Origin of the sequence: Psychromonas sp. (assembly GCF_041586535.1) — a bacterium.
Lineage (GTDB): Bacteria > Pseudomonadota > Gammaproteobacteria > Enterobacterales > Psychromonadaceae > Psychromonas.
This window is the reverse complement of record NZ_JBFGZY010000006.1, coordinates 1-22,732: the sequence shown is the minus strand read 5'-3', so window position 1 is coordinate 22,732 and position 22,732 is coordinate 1. Positions and strand designations below refer to the sequence as shown.

19 protein-coding genes are annotated in these 22,732 nt (G+C 44.0%); 8 read left to right on the top strand and 11 right to left on the bottom strand.

Going from position 1 to position 22,732, the window contains the following annotated elements; translation table 11 throughout:
• Nucleotides 1-132: 132 nt before the first annotated feature.
• The 5 genes from fbp to fruB all read right to left on the bottom strand — a co-directional run bounded on the left by fbp (nucleotide 133) and on the right by fruB (nucleotide 6,241).
• Nucleotides 133-1,158 carry a class 1 fructose-bisphosphatase gene (gene fbp / locus ABZA00_RS01560; protein ID WP_372880385.1) on the bottom strand — a complete coding sequence of 342 codons (1,026 nt, stop codon included), beginning with the start codon at nucleotides 1,156-1,158 and terminating at the stop codon, nucleotides 133-135.
• A gap of 457 nt (nucleotides 1,159-1,615) precedes the next feature.
• Complete coding sequence (locus tag ABZA00_RS01555; RefSeq protein ID WP_372880384.1) at nucleotides 1,616-2,077, bottom strand: RpiB/LacA/LacB family sugar-phosphate isomerase; 462 nt, start codon at nucleotides 2,075-2,077, stop codon at nucleotides 1,616-1,618.
• Between the two features lie 321 nt (nucleotides 2,078-2,398).
• Nucleotides 2,399-4,129: a PTS fructose-like transporter subunit IIB gene (locus tag ABZA00_RS01550; RefSeq protein WP_372880383.1), complete on the bottom strand. Its 1,731-nt coding sequence runs from the start codon at nucleotides 4,127-4,129 to the stop codon at nucleotides 2,399-2,401.
• Between the two features lie 52 nt (nucleotides 4,130-4,181).
• Nucleotides 4,182-5,123, bottom strand: a complete 942-nt coding sequence (gene pfkB / locus ABZA00_RS01545; RefSeq protein WP_372880382.1) for a 1-phosphofructokinase — start codon at nucleotides 5,121-5,123, stop codon at nucleotides 4,182-4,184.
• A complete protein-coding gene (gene fruB, locus ABZA00_RS01540) occupies nucleotides 5,120-6,241 on the bottom strand; it encodes a fused PTS fructose transporter subunit IIA/HPr protein (RefSeq protein ID WP_372880381.1) in 1,122 nt (373 codons plus the stop codon). The genes pfkB and fruB overlap by 4 nt, the downstream gene beginning before the upstream one ends.
• Nucleotides 6,242-6,613: 372 nt before the next feature.
• Here fruB and cra point away from each other — a divergent pair, with 372 nt between their 5' ends.
• The gene (gene cra / locus ABZA00_RS01535) at nucleotides 6,614-7,597 is read left to right on the top strand and encodes a catabolite repressor/activator (protein ID WP_372880380.1); all 984 of its coding nucleotides are present in this window, start codon (nucleotides 6,614-6,616) and stop codon (nucleotides 7,595-7,597) included.
• A gap of 48 nt (nucleotides 7,598-7,645) precedes the next feature.
• Here cra and glpK read toward each other — a convergent pair whose 3' ends face one another.
• Nucleotides 7,646-9,169, bottom strand: a complete 1,524-nt coding sequence (gene glpK, locus ABZA00_RS01530) for a glycerol kinase GlpK (RefSeq protein ID WP_372880379.1) — start codon at nucleotides 9,167-9,169, stop codon at nucleotides 7,646-7,648.
• A 457-nt stretch (nucleotides 9,170-9,626) separates the two neighbouring features.
• On the opposite strand from glpK, the gene ABZA00_RS01525 reads away from it, so the two are divergent.
• Nucleotides 9,627-10,223: an ACP phosphodiesterase gene (locus ABZA00_RS01525; RefSeq protein WP_372880378.1), complete on the top strand. Its 597-nt coding sequence runs from the start codon at nucleotides 9,627-9,629 to the stop codon at nucleotides 10,221-10,223.
• Between the two features lie 38 nt (nucleotides 10,224-10,261).
• Here the strand turns inward: ABZA00_RS01525 and ABZA00_RS01520 are convergent, their stop codons facing one another.
• The 4 genes from ABZA00_RS01520 to ABZA00_RS01505 all read right to left on the bottom strand — a co-directional run bounded on the left by ABZA00_RS01520 (nucleotide 10,262) and on the right by ABZA00_RS01505 (nucleotide 15,809).
• The gene (locus tag ABZA00_RS01520; protein WP_372880377.1) at nucleotides 10,262-10,825 is read right to left on the bottom strand and encodes a phosphoribosyltransferase; all 564 of its coding nucleotides are present in this window, start codon (nucleotides 10,823-10,825) and stop codon (nucleotides 10,262-10,264) included.
• Nucleotides 10,826-10,999: 174 nt separating this feature from the next.
• A complete protein-coding gene (locus ABZA00_RS01515) occupies nucleotides 11,000-13,390 on the bottom strand; it encodes a putative bifunctional diguanylate cyclase/phosphodiesterase (RefSeq protein ID WP_372880376.1) in 2,391 nt (796 codons plus the stop codon).
• On the bottom strand, nucleotides 13,387-14,322 hold the full coding sequence (locus ABZA00_RS01510) for a transporter substrate-binding domain-containing protein (protein WP_372880375.1): 936 nt from the start codon (nucleotides 14,320-14,322) through the stop codon (nucleotides 13,387-13,389). The genes ABZA00_RS01515 and ABZA00_RS01510 overlap by 4 nt, the downstream gene beginning before the upstream one ends.
• A 95-nt stretch (nucleotides 14,323-14,417) precedes the next feature.
• Entirely contained in the window at nucleotides 14,418-15,809 is a 1,392-nt protein-coding gene (locus ABZA00_RS01505; RefSeq protein ID WP_372880374.1) for an aminotransferase class V-fold PLP-dependent enzyme, read from the bottom strand.
• Between the two features lie 435 nt (nucleotides 15,810-16,244).
• Between ABZA00_RS01505 and metN the strand changes: the two genes are divergently transcribed.
• The 4 genes from metN to ABZA00_RS01485 all read left to right on the top strand — a co-directional run bounded on the left by metN (nucleotide 16,245) and on the right by ABZA00_RS01485 (nucleotide 19,600).
• Nucleotides 16,245-17,279: a methionine ABC transporter ATP-binding protein MetN gene (gene metN / locus ABZA00_RS01500; RefSeq protein ID WP_372880373.1), complete on the top strand. Its 1,035-nt coding sequence runs from the start codon at nucleotides 16,245-16,247 to the stop codon at nucleotides 17,277-17,279.
• A complete protein-coding gene (locus ABZA00_RS01495) occupies nucleotides 17,269-17,955 on the top strand; it encodes a methionine ABC transporter permease (RefSeq protein ID WP_372880372.1) in 687 nt (228 codons plus the stop codon). Before metN ends, ABZA00_RS01495 begins: the two co-directional genes overlap by 11 nt.
• 58 nt (nucleotides 17,956-18,013) lie before the next feature.
• Nucleotides 18,014-18,832: a MetQ/NlpA family lipoprotein gene (locus ABZA00_RS01490; protein WP_372880371.1), complete on the top strand. Its 819-nt coding sequence runs from the start codon at nucleotides 18,014-18,016 to the stop codon at nucleotides 18,830-18,832.
• 114 nt (nucleotides 18,833-18,946) lie between these two features.
• Nucleotides 18,947-19,600, top strand: a complete 654-nt coding sequence (locus ABZA00_RS01485; protein WP_372880370.1) for a hypothetical protein — start codon at nucleotides 18,947-18,949, stop codon at nucleotides 19,598-19,600.
• A gap of 160 nt (nucleotides 19,601-19,760) precedes the next feature.
• On the opposite strand, the gene ABZA00_RS01480 is transcribed toward ABZA00_RS01485, so the two are convergent.
• Nucleotides 19,761-21,410 carry a glycerophosphodiester phosphodiesterase gene (locus ABZA00_RS01480; protein ID WP_372880369.1) on the bottom strand — a complete coding sequence of 550 codons (1,650 nt, stop codon included), beginning with the start codon at nucleotides 21,408-21,410 and terminating at the stop codon, nucleotides 19,761-19,763.
• 164 nt (nucleotides 21,411-21,574) lie between these two features.
• On the opposite strand from ABZA00_RS01480, the gene ABZA00_RS01475 reads away from it, so the two are divergent.
• The gene (locus ABZA00_RS01475) at nucleotides 21,575-22,186 is read left to right on the top strand and encodes a GNAT family N-acetyltransferase (RefSeq protein WP_372880368.1); all 612 of its coding nucleotides are present in this window, start codon (nucleotides 21,575-21,577) and stop codon (nucleotides 22,184-22,186) included.
• A gap of 3 nt (nucleotides 22,187-22,189) precedes the next feature.
• Nucleotides 22,190-22,573 (top strand): VOC family protein, encoded by a 384-nt coding sequence (locus tag ABZA00_RS01470; protein ID WP_372880367.1) that lies wholly within the window; start codon nucleotides 22,190-22,192, stop codon nucleotides 22,571-22,573.
• Nucleotides 22,574-22,732 lie beyond the last annotated feature (159 nt).

Genomic DNA, 22,732 nt, shown 5'->3' with positions numbered 1-22,732 from the left:
AGCTGTTAATAATAGCATTAATAAAGCCGCTTATATTAACTAAATTCTCCCCCTGTCAGAAAAATAAAAACCGCTTATAAAGCGGTTTTTGATCTCAGGATTATCTGCCTGCAGAGATTGACTGGCGGCTCTTTAAACTGGCTGGAAATAGTTAGCTTCCGGGGAAAATTCTGCCATCATCTCTTCTACTTTATCCATCATGTTTGGACTACCGCAGAAGAACGGGACACGCTGGTGCAGCTCTGTCGGATCGATCTCCATAATGCGTCTAAAACCATCAGTTGCTCTGCCGCCAGCTTGTTCTACCAAAAACGCCATCGGGTTACATTCGTATAATATTCTTAGCTTCCCTTGTGGTGAAGAGGCCGTAGAAGGGTAGATATAAATACCGCCTTTAAGTAAATTTCTGTGCACATCTGAAACCAGAGAACCGATATAACGAGAGGTATAAGGGCGTTTTGTCGCGCTGTCTATTTCCTGGCAGTACTTTAAGTATTTTTTGACACCCAGTGGGAACTTAAGGTAATTCCCCTCATTGATCGAGTACATCGCACCATCATCCGGAATCTGCATGTTTTCATGTGAAAGATAGAACACTCCCAGAGAGGGATCACAGGTAAAACCGTGTGTGCCAAATCCGGTGGTATAAACCAGCATGGTCGATGAACCGTATATTACATAACCGGCTGCAACTTGTTTGTCTCCTGTCTGCAGAAAGTCATCTAAAATGACCTTCTCACCAATCTTACTGACCCGGCGGTAAATGGAGAATATAGTCCCGACAGATACATTGACGTCAATATTTGAAGAGCCGTCGAGCGGATCCATTAACACCACATATTTATTGTTCATCCCCTCCTGATCATCAAAGGTAACGAATTCATCCTCTTCCTCGGAAGCAACTCCGCAGACTTCACCGCGTGCTTTTAAGGCTGATTTAAAGACATCGTTAGCGTATAAATCCATTTTTTGCTGAACTTCTCCCTGGACATTTTCAACACCTGTCGTACCGATAATGTCCACTAAACCTGCTTTATTTATTTCTCTGTTAACAACTTTTGCTGCTAACTGAATCGACCCTAACAGTGACGTTAATTCACCGGTCGCTTCCGGAAATTCATGCTGCTTTTTAATAATGTATTCGCTGAGAGTTATCATTTTCTATCCTTTATCGAATTCGATTATCTTCCAAGTTTGTGCAGAGCTTTAGGGTCTGCTGACCTTTTGGTTCATTTTTGCAGAAATTTTATCGTGCTTTATACAGGGCAGAGCCAGTGTCCGGTGTTGATCAAGGTTGACTCGAATGGTTACCGTTATACTATTGAGTTATTGTATTACAATATAGTGTAAAGACTAGGCAATGAAAATGCCAAAAACTAAAATTGCTGCCGGATAACTTGATTTTGAGACATCGATCAACTTATGACCTGATTCTTTAATTATCCCGGATATACGTTGGCCGGATGACCTTTTAGAGGCCGGTATATGTAAGTAAACTGGCAAGTAAGGGCGTCCCCTTGCTGCATGCTGGAGTCCCTAACCTTACCCTGAACGCTTTCAGGTTAAAAAGGTTTGAATGGGAAAGGTCAACGGGCCAAGCTGCACGAAATTCAGCCTACAGTTTTTTCAGGTGCTTTTCTGATATCTCCATCACTTTATTAACCCGCTTTACATATTTATCTTCACCACTGAGAAATTCCGTTGTCATCCAAGTGCTTACAATCTCTGTCGCAATACCTGAACCAATGATTTTTGCGCCAATGCAGAGAATATTGGTATTGGAATGAGAGCGGGCTAACTGTGCGCAGAAGGGGTCCTGACAGACTGCCGCGTATAAACCGTAAATTTTATTGGCGATTAATGCGCTGCCGTAACCGACGCCATCAATAAAAATACCGCGTTCTGCCTCGCCTTTGGCCACTGCCAAGGCTGCCGGATAGATATGATCGGACAGATCGCAGGCCTCCAAACTATTGGCGCCAAAATCGATAACAGTATGTCCGGCATTTTCTAATAAGAGTTTTATCTCTTCTTTTAAACTGAAACCAGCGTGGTCACAGGCCATTGCTATTTTCATATTATTTACCTTTTTAGTGTATAATACCAAATCCGATAATTATCTATTCATTTATGCTTGTTAAAATTTATGCTAGCTAGACATAAAACTACGTTTTAGTCTTTGTTATTGATTTTGCAATTAGAACAACTAGTTACTGCAATCAATGCCTTGCTTTCATCCATTTTTCCTACGCCTAAATAGATCATCTAATTATCGGAATTGGTATAAATTGCTTGAAAAACGTTCTGCTTTTTTTGCAGCAGCGATATTTAGCGTTAAAAAAACCCAGCATAGTTGCCGGGTTTTATGCTCTAGCTAGTTGCTGTTTATAGCGTCCAATTAAGCTGCAACAGCTTGTTCACGGTCGCTTTTCTTAACAATAGCGTAACTGATACCTGTTACTGCTGTACCTGCGGCAATCGCCAGTAAATACAGGAATACCGGGCTAATCGCGCCAGGAATAAGCAATACGAACAGACCACCGTGAGGTGCTAGTAGTTGTGCACCAAAGAGCATAGAAAGAGCACCTGTTAATGCGCCACCGGCCATACAACAAGGGATTACGCGTAGTGGATCATGCGCCGCGAAAGGAATCGCACCTTCAGAGATGAAACACAGACCCAGTACAAATGAGGCTTTACCCGCTTCGGCTTCGCTTGGAATAAATTTAGATTTTGCCAGGAATGTTGCCAGACCCATACCTAACGCCGGCACCATACCTGCAGCCATAATCGCAGCCATCGGCGCATAAGTTTGTGATGCTAACAGACCCACACCAAAGGTATATGCTGTTTTGTTAACCGGACCACCCAGGTCGAAACACATCATCGCACCAAGCAGAATACCTAACAGGATGGCATTTGCTGAGCCCATGCTTTGCAGGAAGTCAGTCAGGCCGGCCATGATTGCTGCCACTGGTGTACCCACGATGTAGATCATTACCAAACCTGTCACTAAGCTGGCGATAAGCGGAATAATTAAGATTGGTTTAAGCGCCGCCATAGAATCCGGTAACGGGAATTTCTCAGCAACAAATTTTGCCGTGTAACCTGCCAGGAAACCGGCAATAATACCACCAAGGAAACCAGCGCCCGTTGAACTTGCCAGCATGCCGCCGATTAAGCCGGGTGCAAGGCCTGGTCGGTCAGCAATCGAGAAGGCGATAAAACCGGATAATACCGGAATCATCAGCGCAAAAGCGGAAGCGCCGCCGATGCTCATTAATGCTGCAGCCATGGTGCCTTCTTCTTTAAAGGCTTCGATACCAAATACGAAAGATAAGGCAATTAACAAACCACCGGCAACAACTACTGGTAACATGTGTGAAACACCGGACATAAGGTGTTTATAGATAGCAGAGGATCCTTTGACCTGTTTCTCATCTTTGCTTTCCGCAGCACCGCCGGAGTGGCGATAAACAGCCGCATCAGAAAACGCTTTGTTGATCTCCTGTTCAGTTTTTTTAAGTGCCAGACCGGTACTGGTTTTATACAGTTTTTTGCCGTCAAAGCGGGCTAAATCAACGCTAATATCGGCAGCAATAATAACCACATCAGCAGCACTGATCTCTTCTGCCGTCAGCTGGTTTTTTGCCCCAACTGAGCCGCGCGTTTCAACCTTGATTTCATAACCAAGCTTTTTAGCCTTATTTTCTAGAGCGGTTGCGGCCATAAAGGTGTGTGCTACACCTGTTGGACAGGCTGTAATAGCAACAATTTTTTTAGTTGATTGCATAGTAGTCTTCCCTTGTGCTGATGGTGCGAGTAATTTCGCATTATTAACTGCGTTTTCCAGGTAGCTTTTGGTATTTTCCAGGCAGGCTGTTATATCCGACTGATATACTTTTTTACCTGCAAAACGTTCAACATCCACCTCTGTATTTGCCGCCACAATAATGCAGTCGGCTTGATCGATCTGTTGTTGAGTTAAAGTTTCAGCAGGTTTGACCGTAGACTGACATTCGATCGCTGCTTCCCAGTTTAATTCTTTGACCGCTTTTTCAATTAAGCCCGCAGCAATGATGCTGTTGGCAATGCCGCTCGGGCATGCGGTTACTATGGCTAATTTCATCTTCTTAAATCCTCACGAACCATTCATTTATAAAGTTAATAGCAGGTCTTAATCAGACCTGACTGATTTGAATACTTTTTTGCAGATCTTCAACTTGGGTAATATCTTCAACGCCTACCCCGACCTGGCCCACAGCAAGGGCAGCTAATGCGGTGGCAAAACTTAAACGTTGTGCTTTATCCCATTGATTGAGTTCTCCCCAACAAAGGCCGGCAACTAAGGTATCGCCCGCGCCAACGGTGCTGACTACCTGCATTTTAGGCGGTGTTGATTTAAGCCAACCTGCCTGATCCAGCCAAAGTACGCCTTTTTCGCCTAAAGAGATAACCACATTTTCACAGCCCTGTTGATGCAGCTGCTGCGCAGCGTCTTTTATCTGCTCATTGCTGGTTAATGACAGGTTAAGTAAAGCGCTCAGCTCTTCATCATTGGGTTTAATAAGGTAAGGGTGCGCATTGACGCCCGCTGCCAGTGCTTTGTTGCTGCTGTCAAAAAATACTTTTTTACCTGCTTTCTGCAGTGCTGCAACCCAGTCCGCACATTTTTCTGGCGTCACACCTTTCGGCAGGCTTCCGGCAATAACAAAGATCTCGTGCGTTTCTGCAAGTGCAAATAAAGTCTGCTCAAATTTAACTATTTCAGCTTGCGTAATGGTTACCCCGGGGAAGTTGAGATCGCTTACCTGACCGGATTTTTCAACAATTTTTACATTAATGCGCGTATCACCCTGAACGCGGATGAATTGATCATTAATCTCCAACGAATCAAATAACTGCACAAAGGCAGCCTGATTATTTTCGCCCAGCAGCCCGGTAACGGTGACATCGGCCCCAAGTTCAGCAAGTACTTTGGCAACGTTAATCCCTTTACCTGCAGGGTGCAGACTGCCGGTTTCAATTAAGTTCACCGTACCGGTCTGTAACAGCTCAAGTGAGCCGGTAAGATCCAAAGCCGGATTTAAGGTGACAGTGACAACCTTTAGATTTTTATTCATCGAATTGCTTCTCCTAAACCTTCTTCAATTGCCTGAGCGATCGCGGCAAGCGCTGCATCGGCATCTGCACCTTGTGCGGTAAACTGTAACTGGTCTTTAAACTTGACTCCTAAGGTCATGACCTTCATTAAACTCTTGGCATTCACAACATTATCCGGCGTGTCGGCACGGGCCATTTGAATTGTTGCTGCAAACTTTTTCGCCGTATTAACCAGCATTGCGCCGGGGCGGGCGTGCAGACCATGAGGATTTTTAATGGTTAAGGTTACCTGACTGCCATCAACGGTTTCTTTGGTCAGCAAGTTAATGATTTGCTGCCGGTTGGAAGTGAAAATAGATGCTATTTTCTGTTGCGCCATCAGCTCAACCAGCAGATCCAGGGTTTTTAAATGTAGTTGACTGTTACTTGCTAAGCATATTAACCCTTTGACAGGTTTATCCTGATTGGCAGCTGCCTGTGAAGCAGTGACAAAAGAAAGGGCTGTTTTATTAACGCCTTGATTAGTTGCGCTTAACCACAGACCTTGTCCTAAATGAGTAGGCTGGTCAGCAAGCGTTGTTTTTACAAAGGTTTCACTGACCGCATGCTGATTTTTTAATAAAGCAGCAGCTGCTGCTGTCAGTTGACTTAAATCTGCTGCTGGAGAGTTCAGTTCGATTAAGTCTGCGGTCAAGAGCATTTCGGTTTGTACTTTACCCGTGATTAAATCAACGATGGTATCCGCATTGGTTGCATCTCTTAACTGCTCTTCAACGCCCTCTGCAGAAAGCACTGTGGTGAGCATTTTTAAAATTTGTAAATGCTCATCTGATTTTGCCGCGATACCGATTGCAAGATAAACAGTATCATCATTACCCCAATTTACTCCCTGTGGGAAGTGGTGCAGAATAACACCGGTTTGTTTTATTTGATCACTCGACTCTTTTGTGCCGTGCGGGATGGCGATGCCATTACCTAAAAAAGTACTGTTTTGTGTTTCACGCGCAAGCATGCCATCCACATAACCGCTTTCTACATACCCCTTGTCACCTAAACTGTTGGCGATAGATTTAATGGCATCTTGTTTATTATCTGCAGCTTGCGAGAGAATAATATCGTTGTTGGTAATTGATAACATGCAGAGCACCTTACTAATGTTAGTTACTGTCGCGCATTCATAATGCAGACGACTCTGGTTAAAAATGTTCAGCTATTTGAGCTTAGTAGCCGCTCGATGTTGTGCAATTTAATGGTTTAAAAATCAGTTGCTCATATCTGTTGTTAGTTGCCTGCGTGATCCGCTGGGCATTTCCTTCATTTTAGACCTTTATTTGATTTTGAATTGCCTGATAACTGCTTAACTGTTGCTTTATCTTTTAGCTGAAACGATTCAGTTGCTATGCTGAACCGTTTCATCTAAAATTGCAACCACTTGCCAGTGTTTATTTATTGGCCGCTTATTGATATTGTGATAAGGATCTCGATAATTGCCTTTTGAATTGGATTTTTGATGAAATTAGAAGAAATAGCCAAGCTTGCCGGTGTCTCGCGCACCACTGCCAGTTATGTCATTAATGGAAAAGCGGATAAATATAGGATCAGTGAAAAAACCTGCCTGAAAGTAATGGCGGTGGTGGATAAATATAACTATAAAGCTAATTATGCGGCGAGTTCTCTGCGCGCCGGTAACAGCCGTACTTTTGGCTTGATTATTCCTGATTTGGAAAACTCCAGCTATGCAAAACTGGCCAAACTATTAGAACGGGATGCGCGAAAATCCGGTTTTCAGTTAATTATCAGCTGCTCTGATGATCAGATTGAAACGGAAATGAGCGTTGCGGAGAATCTTATCCGGCGCAGCATTGATGTACTAATTGTTGCCAGTGCATTACCCGGTGATCATGAATTCTACCGTAATATTCAGGCGAAGGGGGTGCCGGTGGTGGCGATCGACCGCTGTATGGATGATGAATTTTTCAGTAGTGTAATTAGCGAAGATCTGGAGGGCGCTTACCGATTATGCGAGTCCCTGCTGGAGAAAAATATCAGCAGTATCGGCTTGCTGGGCGCTGTGCCGCAGTTAGGGGTTTCCAAAGAGCGGGAGTCAGGTTTTAATGCGGCAGTAGCAAACCATAAAGGTGCGCTTGAAATTAACTATGCCTATGGTGAGAACTTCAGTCTGCAGCAGGGGCAGCATTTAGCGGGGCAGTGGGTGGAACAGGGCAGTTTTCCCGATGCTGTTTTAATTACCTCTTATGCGTTGTTTGAAGGGGTTTTGGAATGTTTATTAGCGCATCCGGATTTACAGAAAAAAATCGTGCTGGCAACCTTTGGCGATAATCGTCTGCTGGATTTTTTACCGATTAAAGTGCAGTCGCTGCCGCAGCAGTTAGAAGTGATTGCCGAAAAAGCGCTGCAGCTTGCTTTATCAGCCGCGCAGGGGGTTTATAATCCGACCGTCGAAGTTGTTTCCCGGAGACTGATTAAAAGGTAATAAAGAACGCTAGTTGCTGCTGATCATGGTCCGCTGTTTGCTGCCCGGCTAATCATCATCCGGGTCGTGTAACGCCGCCCAGGCCTGTGTGCATTTTACCGCCCGCAGCCAGCCCCGGTAACGTTTTTGACGTTTAGCAGGATCCTGTTCAGGTTGAAAAATATGTTCAATAACGGCTTTACCGCTTAATTCATCCAGATTATTCCAGTAACCGACAGCAAGCCCGGCGAGGTAGGCCGCACCCAATGCGGTGACTTCGCTTACTGCGGGACGCAGTACGCTGGTATTTAACACGTCAGACTGGAACTGCATTAAAAAATTATTGCTGACCGCGCCGCCGTCTACGCGTAATGAATCCAATTTTATGCCCGAATCAGACTGCATCGCATCCAGTACATCCCGGGTCTGGTAGGCGATACTTTCCAGGGTCGCCCGGATAATATGGTTGCTGTTCACTCCCCGGGTTAGGCCGACAATAATCCCTCTTGCATAAGGCTCCCAGTAGGGCGCCCCCAAACCGGTAAATGCAGGAACCACATATACACCGTTTGATGAATCAACCCTGGTGGCAAAATATTCCGAATCTTTTGCGTCGGCTAATAATTTCATCTCGTCGCGTAACCATTGAATGGAAGCACCGGCCATAAATATCGCCCCTTCCAGGGCGTAGGATATCTCACCCCGTTCACCGCAGGCGAGGGTGGTCAACAGGCCATTTTTTGACCTTACCTTCTCTTTCCCCGTATTCATCAATAAAAAACACCCGGTTCCATAGGTGTTTTTCGCCTGCCCCTTGCTGACGCACATCTGGCCGAATAACGCTGCCTGCTGATCGCCGGCAATACCGGTAATAGGGATGCCTGTACCGACATTACCACCGATCTTCATTTTGCCGTAAACCTCTGAAGAGCTGCGTACTTCAGGCATCATCGAAGGCGGAATAGAAAACACCTGCAGTAGTTTTTCATCCCATTTTAACGTGTTGATATTAAACAGCATGGTACGGGATGCATTGGTATAGTCGGTAATATGTATATGCTCCTGAGTCATTTTCCAGACCAGCCAGCTGTCGACGGTCCCGAAGAGTAATTTACCGGCCTGCGCATCTTCACGGGCACCTTTTACATTGTCTAAAATCCATTTTATCTTGCTGGCGGAGAAATAAGGATCCAGCAGCAAACCGGTATTTTCGCGTATATACTCTTCCAGTCCGGGTTGTTGTTTTAATGCTTTACACATATCTGCCGTGCGCCGGCATTGCCAGACGATGGCATTGTAAACCGGTTTACCTGATTGTTTATTCCAGACGATGGTGGTTTCGCGCTGATTGGTAATACCAATAGCAGAAATTTGATCACTGCGGACGCCCGCTTTGGCTAAAGTTTCCACTAAAACAGAACGTTGTGAGGCATAAATTTCAAGGGGATCATGCTCCACCCAACCAGCCTGAGGGTAAATCTGTTTAAATTCGCGTTGAGCGACAGCGACAATATTCGTATCATGGTCAAGAATCAGGGCGCGGGAGCTTGTTGTGCCCTGATCCAGCGCAACAATATATTTTTGATCTGTCATGATGGCTCCTTTCCCCCCTGATCGTGATAATACCAAATCCGATAATTATCTATTCATTTATGCTTGTTAAAATGAATGCTAGCTAGACATAAAACTACGTTTTAGTCTTTGTTATTGATTTTAGAATTAGAACAACTAGTTACTGCAATCAATGCCTGGCTTTCATCCATTTTTCCTACGCCTAAATAGATCATCTAATTAACGGAATTGGTATAAGCAAAATTGTGTTCAGATAAGTACAGACTTACAGGCGCTAGATATGATTATAGCCAAGGTCGCTCAATCTGCCGCGGTAGCTTGTCCTTGAGGCGCGCAGGAGTACAGGATCTAGATTGTTTTAACTCGTTAATTTTCCGCTTATATTTGTCGAAATTCTTCTCACTACTTTTCCTTCGTTTAGCTGCTTGACTCTTTCAGGTATACTAAGCAGCTGCTTTCATGCTGCATGGGTTTTATTATGAATTTTCTGGCACACCTGCATATTGCACAACATAACAACAGCAGTTTTTTAGGTAATTTGTTGGGTGATTTTGTTAAAGGCAATCCGCTCGGTCAATTTAATGCCGATATTGTCCAGGGTATTCGTCTGCATCGTTTTGTTGACAGTTATACGGATCAGCATGAGCTGGTGAAATTAGCCAAGCCATTGTTCAGCAGAGAGTTGCGCCGCTATGCTCCGATTGCGCTGGATATGTTCTGGGATCATTGTCTGGCCAGATACTGGCAGCAATTTCATGATTTATCTTTAGCGCGCTTTTGCCGGCAGGCAGAGTTACAGGTTGAATCTGAATCAGCTCGTGAAACAAATACACTGCCGCCGCGTTTCAGTAGAGTATCAACATTGATCTGGCAGCAAAAGTGGCTTGAGTCCTACGCAGAAATTGAGAATATTGGTTATGGCCTGGAGCGTATGGCATTACGCAGTCCCAGAATGGCACCATTGGCCTTCACCGGTGAAGCACTGGTTGCGCATTATGACAGATTAACAGAGATATTTTTTCAGCTTTATCCGGATATATTGGATAAAACAGCAGGGTACATCAGTAAACAATGAAGCACCTTAGGCAATGCCGAAAGGTGCTTGATTTTACTTTATTCAGCGAATAAATGCTTAATGTTTTTAAAATCACCTTTCCCTGAAATAATCTCATCAACGGATAAACCCGATACTTCATGCGGGAATACTAGCCATTCTTCTGATTCATGGATGAAATAATCCGGTACCATGGAAACCGCTTTATTTTTAGGCTTGTAATATGGCGTTGCGATGCGCACGTCTTTGGGCATATTTAAACGCATCTCTGAAGTCAGCCTCTCAACCAGTGCCACGACACTGCGGCCGGAATCAAATACATCATCGACAATCAGCAGGCCGTCATCAGCATTGGCATTTTCAATAATGTAATGCAGACCATGTACTTTTATCGTCTTGCTTTGCTGGCCAATACCGTAATAAGAAGAGGTACGCACGGCAATGTGGTCCGTATCTACTTTTTTATAATCAAAATATTCCTGTACGGCAATACCGATGGGCGCGCCCCCACGCCAGATGCCAACAATAAACTGCGGACGGAAACCGCTGTCATAGACTTGTGCAGCAAGACGAAATGAGTCTTCAAGTAATTGTTGGGCAGTAATAAATACTTTATCGGACATGTAATAACCTCTTCGAATATATTTTTGCGGGGGAGTTTAGACTAACGCTATAAAATAACAATAATCTAGATCCTTTTTCTGACAGTTTTTTGAAATTAGCAGTTGACGTGTTGTAAGAGATGCCGACTCTATCTTTGGCTGTTGGCTGTTGGCTGTTGGCTGTTGGCTGTTGGCTTAGGTTTGATGCTCCAAAACTTCTAAACGTGCCTTTTTCTGATCTTGTAACAACAGCTGAGTAAATTCCTTAGCAGGTAACGGTCTGCTGAACAGATACCCCTGACCGTACTCACAATGACGTCGTTCCAGGAAGTTTGCCTGCCAGTCATTTTCAATCCCTTCGGCTACCACTTTTAATTCTAATGCGTTGGCCATCGCCAGAATGGCCGTCACCAGGGCCATATCCGCATGACTGGTGACCATATTATTGATAAACGCCCGGTCAATTTTAAGTTTGGAAAAGGAAAACTTCTGCAGGTAACTTAGTGCTGAATAACCTGTGCCGAAGTCATCAATACAGATTTTAACGCCCAGTGCTTTAAGCTGATCCAGCATATTGAGCAGTTCATCATGCTGGTCGATTAGAAGGCTTTCTGTTACTTCAACTTCCAGCCTGTTGGCAGGCAATCCGCTGTTTTTTAGTATATTTGTGATTTTTAGCAGCAGCTCATCGCAGTAACGGAACTGCACGCTGGAAAAGTTAACCGCGATTTGAAGGGGCGTAATTGCCTGCCACTCTGCAGCCTGAAAACAAGCATCTCTGAGAGCTTGTTCTCCGATCACGTGAATTAAGCCATTTTTCTCAGCTAAAGGAATAAACTCTTCGGGAGAGATAAAGCCTAACTCACCATCATTCCAGCGCATAAGGGCTTCTGCCGCGATTATCTTGCGGGTTTTCAGATCAATAATCGGCTGGTAGTACAGCTCCAGTTCATTATTACTGATCGCCATGCGTAAGCGGCTATTTAAGGAAAGATTACGCTGCACATCAATATTCATACTAGGATCATAAAAACTGAAACCGTTACGGCCGGCATCTTTTACCCGGTACAGGGCGGTATCAGCATTTTTCAGCAGACTGTCCGGATTATCGCCGTCCTGCGGGTAGAGTGACATCCCGATACTGGTGGAGGTAAAAAACTCCTGGTTTTCTATGATAAAAGGTTTGTCAAAGGCGCTAAGAATTTTACCCGCTAAAATTTTTGCCGTATCTTCGCCGGTGATTTCAGGGATGATCAGCAAAAATTCATCCCCGCCCAAACGGGCAACCGTATCGGTATTACGCACTGAGTTAATTAGGCGGGTACTGGTCTGCTTGAGGATCTGATCGCCTGCGTCATGGCCTAAGGTATCGTTAATCTGTTTGAAATTGTCCAAATCAATAAACATCACCAGAATCTGGGTATTATGTCTTTGCGCGCTAAAGATGGCCTGATTGAGCCGTTCCTGGCTATAGCTTCTGTTGGGTAATTCCGTCAGGGCATCATGGTTAGCCTGGTGCGCGAGCTCTTTTTCAGATTGTTTACGTTTTGCTATTTCACTTTGTAACTGGGCGTTTTGTTTGGCCAGAATACGCTGCTGCCTGGCCGACAGGGTCACTTGGGTTTGCAGGACAATATTGCTGTTATTGATGCGCATCAGATAATAAAGCCCGGCGAGTACCGGAAAGGCCAATATTGAAATAGCCACCACAAACCAGCCTGATGTTAATATATCTTGCTCATTGACCGGTGCGAACCAGCCTTTCAAACTAAATTCTGTGTTGCCGATCGGGTATTCAATATAGATTTGATTATCTGTTTCGTAAGGTAGTGAAAATTGAGCCTGGCGGTATTTTGATTGGAAAGAGTCCAACGCCTGGATACTGCCGTTCGGTGTTGATAGTTGCAGGCGGTTGACATTATCCGCAGCTCCCTGCGAGCTTAACTGCTGGATAATCAATTGCGTATTGAGTTCGGCAATCAGCAGCGCACTGGGATTATTTTGATAAAAAACTGTTTTTAATAGTTTTATTTTTAACCCATCGGGGCCGGGGATAGCGATGATTCTTGCGTCTTTTTTATTACTATCCAGTGCGGGGGGGAGAATCGTCTTTACAGGTGAGCTTTTCTCCATATCAGTAAATGGAATCTGGTTTAGGTCTAACGCCTGACCTGACTTTGTATCGAAGATAACACTCTCGCTGAAATCAACCAGCGCGACGCGATCGTAAATAGGGGTATTATTGATACTGCTATTCTGGGCAAATTTATTGATTAGTTGTTTTAAATTAAACAGGCTGGATCCTAGCCCGTATTCCATCGACATGCCGGAAGCCAGATTAGCGAAAAAAGTACGGATGGTTTTATCGTTGGCAATATTGGAAACGTTATACTGGTTTACTTCAAAGAAAAAACTGAGGCCGTCGGCATAATTAGCAACCTTCAGATTTAACTCGTTATGCTGGGATTCCTGCAGCCGGTTCTGCCCGAGATTGGTTGCTGCAAGAATGACAATAAGATAGGCCGTCAGTAAACTGCCGGCTATGATGATCACTACTTTGCTGCTAAACCACTTGCGTAAGATCATTTTTTATTTGCTGTTACCGCGTTGGTAAAAAATGTCGGGTAATAGTGGAATACACTTGGGTAATATTTCTGCACTATTTTATTGTAACTGCCATCAGCGCGGATCTGTTTTAGATAAGCGTTAAAAGCTTTGCGCAATTGCGGAGATTCTTTACGAAAGCCTACGGCCATTCTCTGCTCCGGTGAAATCGGGCCGATCACTTTAATCTCGCCGGGCCATTTTTCAAGTGCAATCAATATATCCGGAACATCCAGGATAGTACTTTCCGCGTCGCGGTTAAGGATGGCGGGGATCATTTCATTTAATTTACGCTCTTGAGTAGGCAAAATAACATTCGCACCAGTCAGTTCTAACTGATAGAGAGCAGGATCCAGGCAGGAATGCTGTAGTGCCAGTACATCGCGTTTTTTAATCAGTGATTTTACCTCAACAATATCTTCAGAAATACTGTTGCCGGGGCGGATAGGTTGTAAATCTGAATCCGTACGTGATACCAACCATACCGCTGATGGAAAATAATCATCGGAAAAGTCAATGACTTCTTTGCGCCATTCCAGCGTTGTGAAGCCGTTGGCTATTACGTCACCCTGTATCGTTTCTTCTTTATCATCATAGATTATTTGATTATCTATATATTGTGCATTGCGTCCTGATATTAAGCCAATTACATTGGTCCAGGTTGCCGGGACATATTCATATTTTACCCCCAGATGAGCCGCAAAGGCCTGCATTAGCTCAGTATCCATACCGCTATTAATGACTTTGTCACCCAGTGTATAGTGGGTGACAAAATTGGCATAAGGAATGCCGATATGCCGTAGTACACCTGCTTGTTGAATTTCAGCCAGATCTCTGGCACTAGCCTGACTGCTGAATATTGTCAGTACAGCCGAGAATAGTAGCGATATTAAGCAAATCCTTTTGGCTGGCATTTTGGGTTCCTTAGAGGCGTTTAAAAAGACATTTAGCGGTGGATAAAAAAAACCGCAGCTTAGAGCTTACCTAAGTTGCGGTGATGTGTCGAATATTACATGGATAAATAGATAGCTTGCATGGCTTCAACCAAACCTATTACATCCTCTTTGCTGTGGAAAAGGTGTGTGGAGATACGCAGTGCGTGTGAATCCAGCGCATCATCTTTCGCCACTTTAAAATCAGTGGTTCTGATAATGTAGCCGTATTCCTCACGTAATCTGTCCCTGAATTCATTTAAGATGGTTAAATCGGTCTGATCATCAAAGGGATTGATGGTCGTGATACCGCTGGACAGTTCAGGGATATTTGGCGCGTAGGAATAAGCACGGGGAAAGGCTTTAGATAATTCATCTTTGCACAATGCGCTCAGAGTTAACACACGCTCTTCAATCTTATCACGGCCTATTTCATCCCAGATCAGACAGGAATCGGTTAATGCCTGCAGAGCCGGAAAGTTATCATTGCCTTTATACTGCAGTTTCCATTGTGCCGAGAAGTATTCAAGGTGCCCTAAAGATGAGTTAACAAACCATAATGGCATGTCGCGATCCGGCCAGTAATTCTCTTCACTATCATCAAAGCGTGAAGGGGTGCGTACATAAAGGATGCCTGTTGAGCCGGGGCCACACTGCCATTTGTGCCCTGAACCCGCATAAAAATCACAGCCAATATCATGAAAGTCCAAATTAAGCATACCGATCGTATGCGCACCATCAATTAAAGTTGGAATACGGTTAGGAATCGCAACTTCCTGACAAATACGTTTTGCCGGCAGGGTGGTACCTGTTTTATAGGTGATGTGCGAGAAAGTAATTAAACGAACGCTGTTTTTATATTTTTTCACTGCTTTTTTAAACACTTTCACAAAATCATCTTCTGTGATTTTGTTATGACCGGTATAAACCGGAATTTCTAACTCAACCACCTCGACACCGTTGCGTTTTGCAGCAATATATAGGGGGGAATTTGCCGCAACATGTTCATGGTGGGTGGTCAGGATCACGTCACCCGGCTGAAAATCCAATCCGTTGAGAATGCTGACCATACCGTCTGTGGTATTGCGGCTGATCACGATTTCATCTGCATTGGCGCCAAAACCCGGGGCAATAGCATCGGTCATTTCCGTGGTATGCGGCCAACTACCAAATTTATTCTGCATATCCCACGGGTTGCTGGCCACAATGCGGTTATTCTCGTTATAGTTATCGAGTACTTGACGCGGCATGGAACCTGTTGTGCCGATATTCATATAGGTAGTGGCAGGGTCGAGCGTAAACTTATCACTGACATTTTCCCAGAAATCACCATGATTAGAATGGTACTTACCTGCAGCCTGGGCTGTGCCGGATATTAAAGCTGTTCCTGCAAGTGCAAGTCCGGTGGTTGTTTTTAGAAAATTTCGGCGGCTTAAGGAAGATAGATGGTTATCGTTATTTTCACTCACAGTTAAAACTCCATTTAATTATGTAAAAGACCTGTCACTTGTATTTTCATCGCCCATACTACGCACAGGGTGATTCAATCTCGATTATTGATCCAATTATTCAGATCCAGCTCGCTTTTTTAGTACAAAAAACCCAAAAGTCAAAAAAATTAAGCAATTTATGTTAACTAAATTGCAACAATAACAAAAGTTGATTGCTTTCTTATTTTACTTGACGGTGTTTGCCTCTTCATGATCGACAGTTTTTGAGTAGAGAATAAGGACGTTTTTTCGCTGCCGACGTACACTGCTGTTCAGAATATTTGAGCTGTGTAAAGTAAATGTTGACTTGGACGTCTAGACGGCTTATTGTTCACCCTCTTTTTGTTGTCATCTGCTTTCCGCATAGTGCAAACAGAAAAATGCGTCACCCCACAGTAAAATTCAGGAAATTTGATGATTCAAATAAAAGAAGTTAATAAGGTGTTTTATCAGGCCGGGCGGGCCATCAATGCACTCAGCGGCATAAACGTTAATATTGAACAAGGCACTATTTTCGGTGTTATCGGCTCATCCGGTGCAGGTAAGAGCACTTTAATTCGTTGTGTTAATTTGTTAGAACGCCCTTCCAGTGGCAGTATCATAGTTGATGGTGTTGATCTTACCCTGCTCTCAAATCAAGAGTTAACCTTAATGCGCCGTAAAATCGGTATGATTTTCCAGCACTTTAACCTGTTATCATCGCGTACGGTTTTTGATAATGTAGCGCTGCCGCTTGAGTTAGCTGGTGTAAGTAAAAAGAAGATTAAAGAGAAGGTTGACAGTTTATTAGTGCTGGTTGGCCTGGCTGATAAAAGCGACAGCTATCCGGCTAATTTAAGTGGCGGGCAAAAACAGCGGGTCGCCATTGCGCGTGCGCTGGCATCAGATCCTATTGTTTTATTGTGCGATGAGGCAACCAGCGCGCTGGATCCGGCTACCACACAATCAATTCTGGAACTGCTGCGCAAGATAAATCAGGAATTAAACTTAACCATTTTGTTAATTACCCATGAAATGGCGGTGGTAAAAGGTATCTGCTCACAAGTTGCGATTATTGGAGATGGAAAACTGGTTGAAGAAGGCTCTGTGGGGGATATTTTTGCACACCCTAAAACGGAATTAGCACGTCAGTTTATTCGCTCAACGCTGGATCTTACCATTCCCGCTGATTATCAGGCGCGTTTGTTGAGTGAGCGAGTGGAAAATAGTTTCCCGCTGGTGCGTTTAGAATTTACCGGTGCATCCGTGGATGCACCTTTAGTCAGCCAGGTTGCACGTCAGTTTGCTATTGATATCAGTATTATCAGCTCCAATATGGATTATGTCGGCGGGGTTAAATTTGGTCTGATGCTGGCGGAGTTTTTTGGCCCGGAAGAAGCGTCTCTGGAAGCCATTACTTTTCTTAAAAACCACAATGTAGAAGTAGAGGTATTAGGTTATGTCAGTTGATGCGGCATTGAGTTGGTGGAATCATAATGAGCGCCTTATACAGTTATTGATTGATGCACTAGGGGAAACCCTGGCGATGGTCTTTGCTTCCGGTTTTATCGGTTTTGCTGTCGGTATCCCGCTTGGCGTTTTACTGCATTTAAGTAAAAAAAATGGTTTGCTGGAAAATCCGGTTTTAAACAAAATATTAGGTGTGGTGGTTAATATTGGCCGTTCTATCCCTTTTATTATTCTTCTGGTGGCAATTATTCCTTTTACCCGTTTTGTGGTTGGTACCACGATCGGTACAGCAGCGGCAATTGTGCCACTGACCATAGGTGCAATTCCTTTTATTGCCCGTCTGGTTGAGGGCGCATTATTGGAAGTTCCCTCAGGACTCGTGGAGGCTGCGTTGGCAATGGGCGCAAAACCCAAGCAGATCATCATGAAAGTGCTGTTACCGGAAGCCCTGCCCGGGATTATCAACGCCATTACTATTACCCTGGTGACTTTAATTGGTTACTCTGCTATGGCAGGAACAGTAGGCGGCGGCGGTCTTGGTGATGTGGGTATCCGTTATGGTTATCAGCGTTTCGATGGCACGGTGATGATGATCACTGTGGTTATCTTAGTGTTACTGGTACAGATTATTCAATCAGTGGGTGATCACTTGGTTAAGTATGTTGACCACCGTTAATAAATAACAACTATTTTACTACTTAAAATTCAGGGAAAGCCCTGAAAGGAGAAATACGATGAGCTTTAACCTTAAAAATCTTTTTGCTGTTGCCGGTCTGGCTTCTACACTGCTGTTAAGCGCTTGTGGTGAGCAGGAAGCTGTTGTTGTTGATAATAATAAAATCACCGTTGGTGTGATTGCCGGCTCTGAAGCACAGGTTGCTGAAGTTGCAGCACAAGTTGCCAAAGAAAAATATGGTTTAGACGTTAAACTGGTGACTTTTTCTGATTACATTACCCCTAATGCGGCACTTGATGAAGGTTCGCTGGATGTGAATGCCTTCCAACACAAGCCTTATCTGGATCAGCAAGTTAAAGATCGCGGTTATAAGTTTGCAGTAGCAGGTAATACCTTTGTTTACCCTATTGCAGGTTATTCAAGCAAAATCACATCACTTGATGAACTGCCTGAAGGTGCTCAAATTGCTGTACCAAGTGACCCGACAAACTTAGGTCGCTCATTGCTGCTGCTCCAGCAACAAGGTGTGCTGCTATTAAAAGAGGGTGCAGATCTGACTGCAACGGTATTGGATATTGTCAGCAGCCCTAAGAACGTCGAAATTGTTGAGCTGGAAGCTGCGCAACTACCACGTTCATTAGATGATGTTGAGCTTGCGATTATCAACACTACCTACGCCGGTAGCATCAACTTATCACCGGAAAAAGATGGTCTTTTCGTAGAAGATAAAGAATCACCATATGTAAACCTGATCGTTGCGCGTGAGGAGAATGTTACTGCAGAAAATGTAAAAAACTTTGTTAATGCATATCAGTCAGAAGAAGTGTATCAAGCTGCTTTGGAAATTTTCCAGGGTGGTGTTGTTAAAGGCTGGTAACAGCTAAGCAAAACGTTCACTGCAAAAAAGTATTGATCTCCGGTCAATACTTTTTTGTTTTTCAACTGTTATTCCCCATGCCCGCGCGACTATTTTATACTGAAACGGACACCGATGAATCGTTATCCCCTGATTGAAATCCCCTTTAATAACCGCCATCAGTGCTGGTTTTGCGGCGAACCTAAAGATAAAGAGATTAACTTCCCGAGATATGCCAGTGAAGAGAGTTTAATCAGCCATCCGCCGCTCTGCCTGTCGAGCTGTAATGAGTGTGCAACCATTGTCCAGCGCAGCGCATTCAGTTCATTATTTGCCTACCGTGATGCGGTTAAACAGGCCTTAACCGTCAAACACCAGAAAACCCTGAGCATCGGCTTGAACTGGACTAGGCAGGAGCTGGCAGACTCTGAGCTGGAAGGCAGTGCCTTTGAAGGGTTTAAACGCAGTGCATGGTTTATGTTTGAACTGATTCAGGCGCGCATTAATTATCAGGGCTGGGAGCTGCGGATAAATAATGAAAAGCTGATTATCGACACTGAAAACCAGGCTTTTGATTTTGACGGTACCCGTTACGTGAATTTAGACAGTGCCGTAACCCATGCGGTTAAAACCTTCTATCTTGACGAGCAGCTGTTTACCCGGGTATTAAGTGTGATCGGCAAGGATAAGTTTGCACAGGCTATCCGTTTGTGCCGTTTGTATCCGCGCCTGAGCAATAAAAACCGCGAAGCTGTATTTTTAGAGATTATAGAAGGTCTTGGTTTGTAGCGATTAATTTACATGCTTATGTAGGTAACTCAGGTTGAGTGTAAAAGCTTATCTTTTAGCTTTTCTTTGTCTAACTGGTTTGGGGCGCGGCCTTTAGGCTGCATGGTCAGTTTATCTACAAATTTGTTATTACCTGAGCCAACTGCACAAGCATGTTAATTTATGCATTAATGATTGTGACCAGAATTGGTGCTGCATAGATATGATAATACTCCCCCCCGGACATCTGATGCCGATGGGATAATAACAGCGCAGCCTGACCGGGGGTTGTAAATAGCAGACTACCGTCTTTGTGACTGTACTCGGCACTACTTTCTAGCACCGTATAAATTGACTGGGCCGGCATTTTTTTGCCTGCTTGAGTGATGAGAACCACGGTTAAGTTCAGTGGTTGCCCGACCTTAATGGTTTCACTATTACGCTCAGGGATTAAAGACACCGGGAAATCTGCAAACCATTGGGCATAGTCGCAGGTTAGGCCGTGCATGCCCCGCGCATAATAATATTGCGCCTTTTTTGGGTCTGCAAAGGTCCAGGTCCAGAAAGTGGTGCCGCGATGTTTAGCCGCTTCCATTGTCTCTGCCGTTAAATTTTTATAGTCAGGATTAAAGGTGCTGGAAAACTTTTGCGTTGCCGTTAATATCTGCTGCAGATTTTGATCTGTCTTCTGTGAAGCTTGATAGTCGCTTAAAAAACCGACCGGGATCTCCGGTATCATGTCGTACATCCTGCTTAATTGCGTCTCTTTAAAACTGATCACCACCACCCGGTCGGCGAGCTGATATTTCTCTATTGCTGCTTTTAACGGCTGTATTATTTCCGGATTATTACTTTTTATTTCAATGAAGTGAATCAATGACGTATTTGCAAATTGAGCAAAAAGTTCTTCGAGTGTTGGGACTAAAAATTCAGTTGTTTTCCCTCTGTCGGTTATACGCAGGTTTTTTATTTCCGCCAGGGTCATTTTTTCGATCAGGCCATAGCCGTTAGTGGTTCTTTTTACATTTTCATCGTGCATGGCAACGATCTGCTTATCTGCACTGAGCTGGATATCGTATTCAATGGCATCCACCCCAAGCTGACAGGCTTTAATCGCACCTTCTAAGCTATTTTCAGGTAATAACGAGGGGGTGCCGCGATGTCCGATAATAAGCGGCTTTCTTAATAAACTGTGCCGGTTAAACAATCCCATGGCTTGCTGCAGCTGAATGGGATTGTCGCTGATGATGCCGTTTACTCCGGAGCATAACATTGCCACCGCCTCGCTGAGGCTGGTGCCGCTATCTGCTGACCATGCTGTGATTAGCCGCTTTTGCAGGGTTTCAACTTGTTTTTTACTGTTAAATTGTGCGGGCAACAGGGCTATTTTTGCTTTTGCGCGATGTGTTTGTTGGGCTATAAAGTGTAATGGATCTTTTATCGCTGCAAAATCGTAACGGCTATAATCAACAGCACCGCGAATAAGCGGCATTAAGTCGCGCGCCTGGTTAATTAACCCCGGCTGCGAGGAGATAAGGGTAATATCGAAGCTGTTTTCCGTTTTTAATAGTTTGCTTAAAGGTTCGATAGTCTCCGGCTCTTCAATGGATAAAACCGGAATGACACTTAAGTTATCGGTTGAAAGTAATATATCAAGTTGCCCGATTTTCGTTCCGTTGAGATTGTACATATTTAACAGAGGATCGATTCTGATATAAATATTGCTCACCCCGATGTTTTGTAAATCCGAGAGACTTTGCAGAGGGTGGATAATGGTGGGAGCCATACTAATCTGTGATGATGGTTCGGCAATATTATAAATCTTTATCATAAACAGCCTCTTATATTACGCGGCTTGATCCACTACAACCCTACTATAGCTGTAATCATGAATCATAGTGTTTCAAGCTTAGATGATATCAGTGGGGTGTGACAGGTATTGATGATACATTAATATCTTAGTCTGCTGATACTTCTAAGTGATAAGGGGAATACGTGAATAATAAAAAGGCCACGGAAGAAGAGTTAAAAGCCTGGTTAGAAGCGGTGCATTTTGGAAGTTGCTGTAGTGATCCGGTTGATCAGCCTGGTTGTGTTGAGCAAGTTAAGGTGAATAATAATGATTTAACAACTTTTTATTTACAAATGACCAGCCCCGAACAGCTGCTTGAAAAGCCTGGAGTTACGGGATTAACTATTATTGAAGCGCAAGTGAAAGAGTTTCGTTTTAATAAATACCTTTATAGCTTAGTCGGAGAGAACTGGCAGTGGTTTGATAAGCTCAGTGATTCTGACGAACAATGGCAGGCGCATGTTGAGCGGGAACAACTGCGAACCTGGGTTGCTTATTACCAGGGGGCAATCGCAGGTTATTTTGAACTTGAAATTGCAGATAATAATGAGGTGGAAATACTCTATTTCGGACTCGCACCTAAGTTTATCGGTAAAGGATTCGGCGCTTATCTGCTCTCAGAGGCGGTTAAAAGTGCCTGGCAGTTATGTGATGCGAAGCGGGTCTGGGTACATACTTGTTCACTAGATCATCCGCGCGCGTTGGCAAATTATCAAGCCTGTGGTTTTCAGCTGTATAAGACAATTAAGGAATAAAAGATGCTAAAAGGGACACACCATAGCGCCATCATCTGTTCTGATTATCAGAAATCCAAGTATTTCTACAGCACTGTATTAGGGTTAAAGATTATTGATGAGAATTACAGGCAGGAGCGTGATTCATACAAGCTTGATTTGCAGCTCCCCGACGGTACGCAAATCGAGTTATTCTCCTTTCCGGATTTTGCCCCTCGGGCTGGTTACCCTGAAGCACTGGGTTTAAGACACCTCGCTTTTGTGGTGGATTCAATGGATCTGGCTTGTAAACACCTGCAATCCTTTGCCATTGATGTCGAGCCTGTGCGTATTGACCCCTATACCGGCAAAAAATATACCTTCTTTAAGGATCCGGATAATCTCCCGCTGGAGATATGTGAAATATAAAAATAGCGGTTGTACCGGTTATACCAATTCCGTTAATTAGATGATCTATTTAGGCGTAGGAAAAATGGATGAAAGCAAGGCATTGATTGCAGTAACTAGTTGTTCTAATTGCACAAAATCGTATGGAACGATTTTGAACAGCTTTAGCTGGCCACAAAG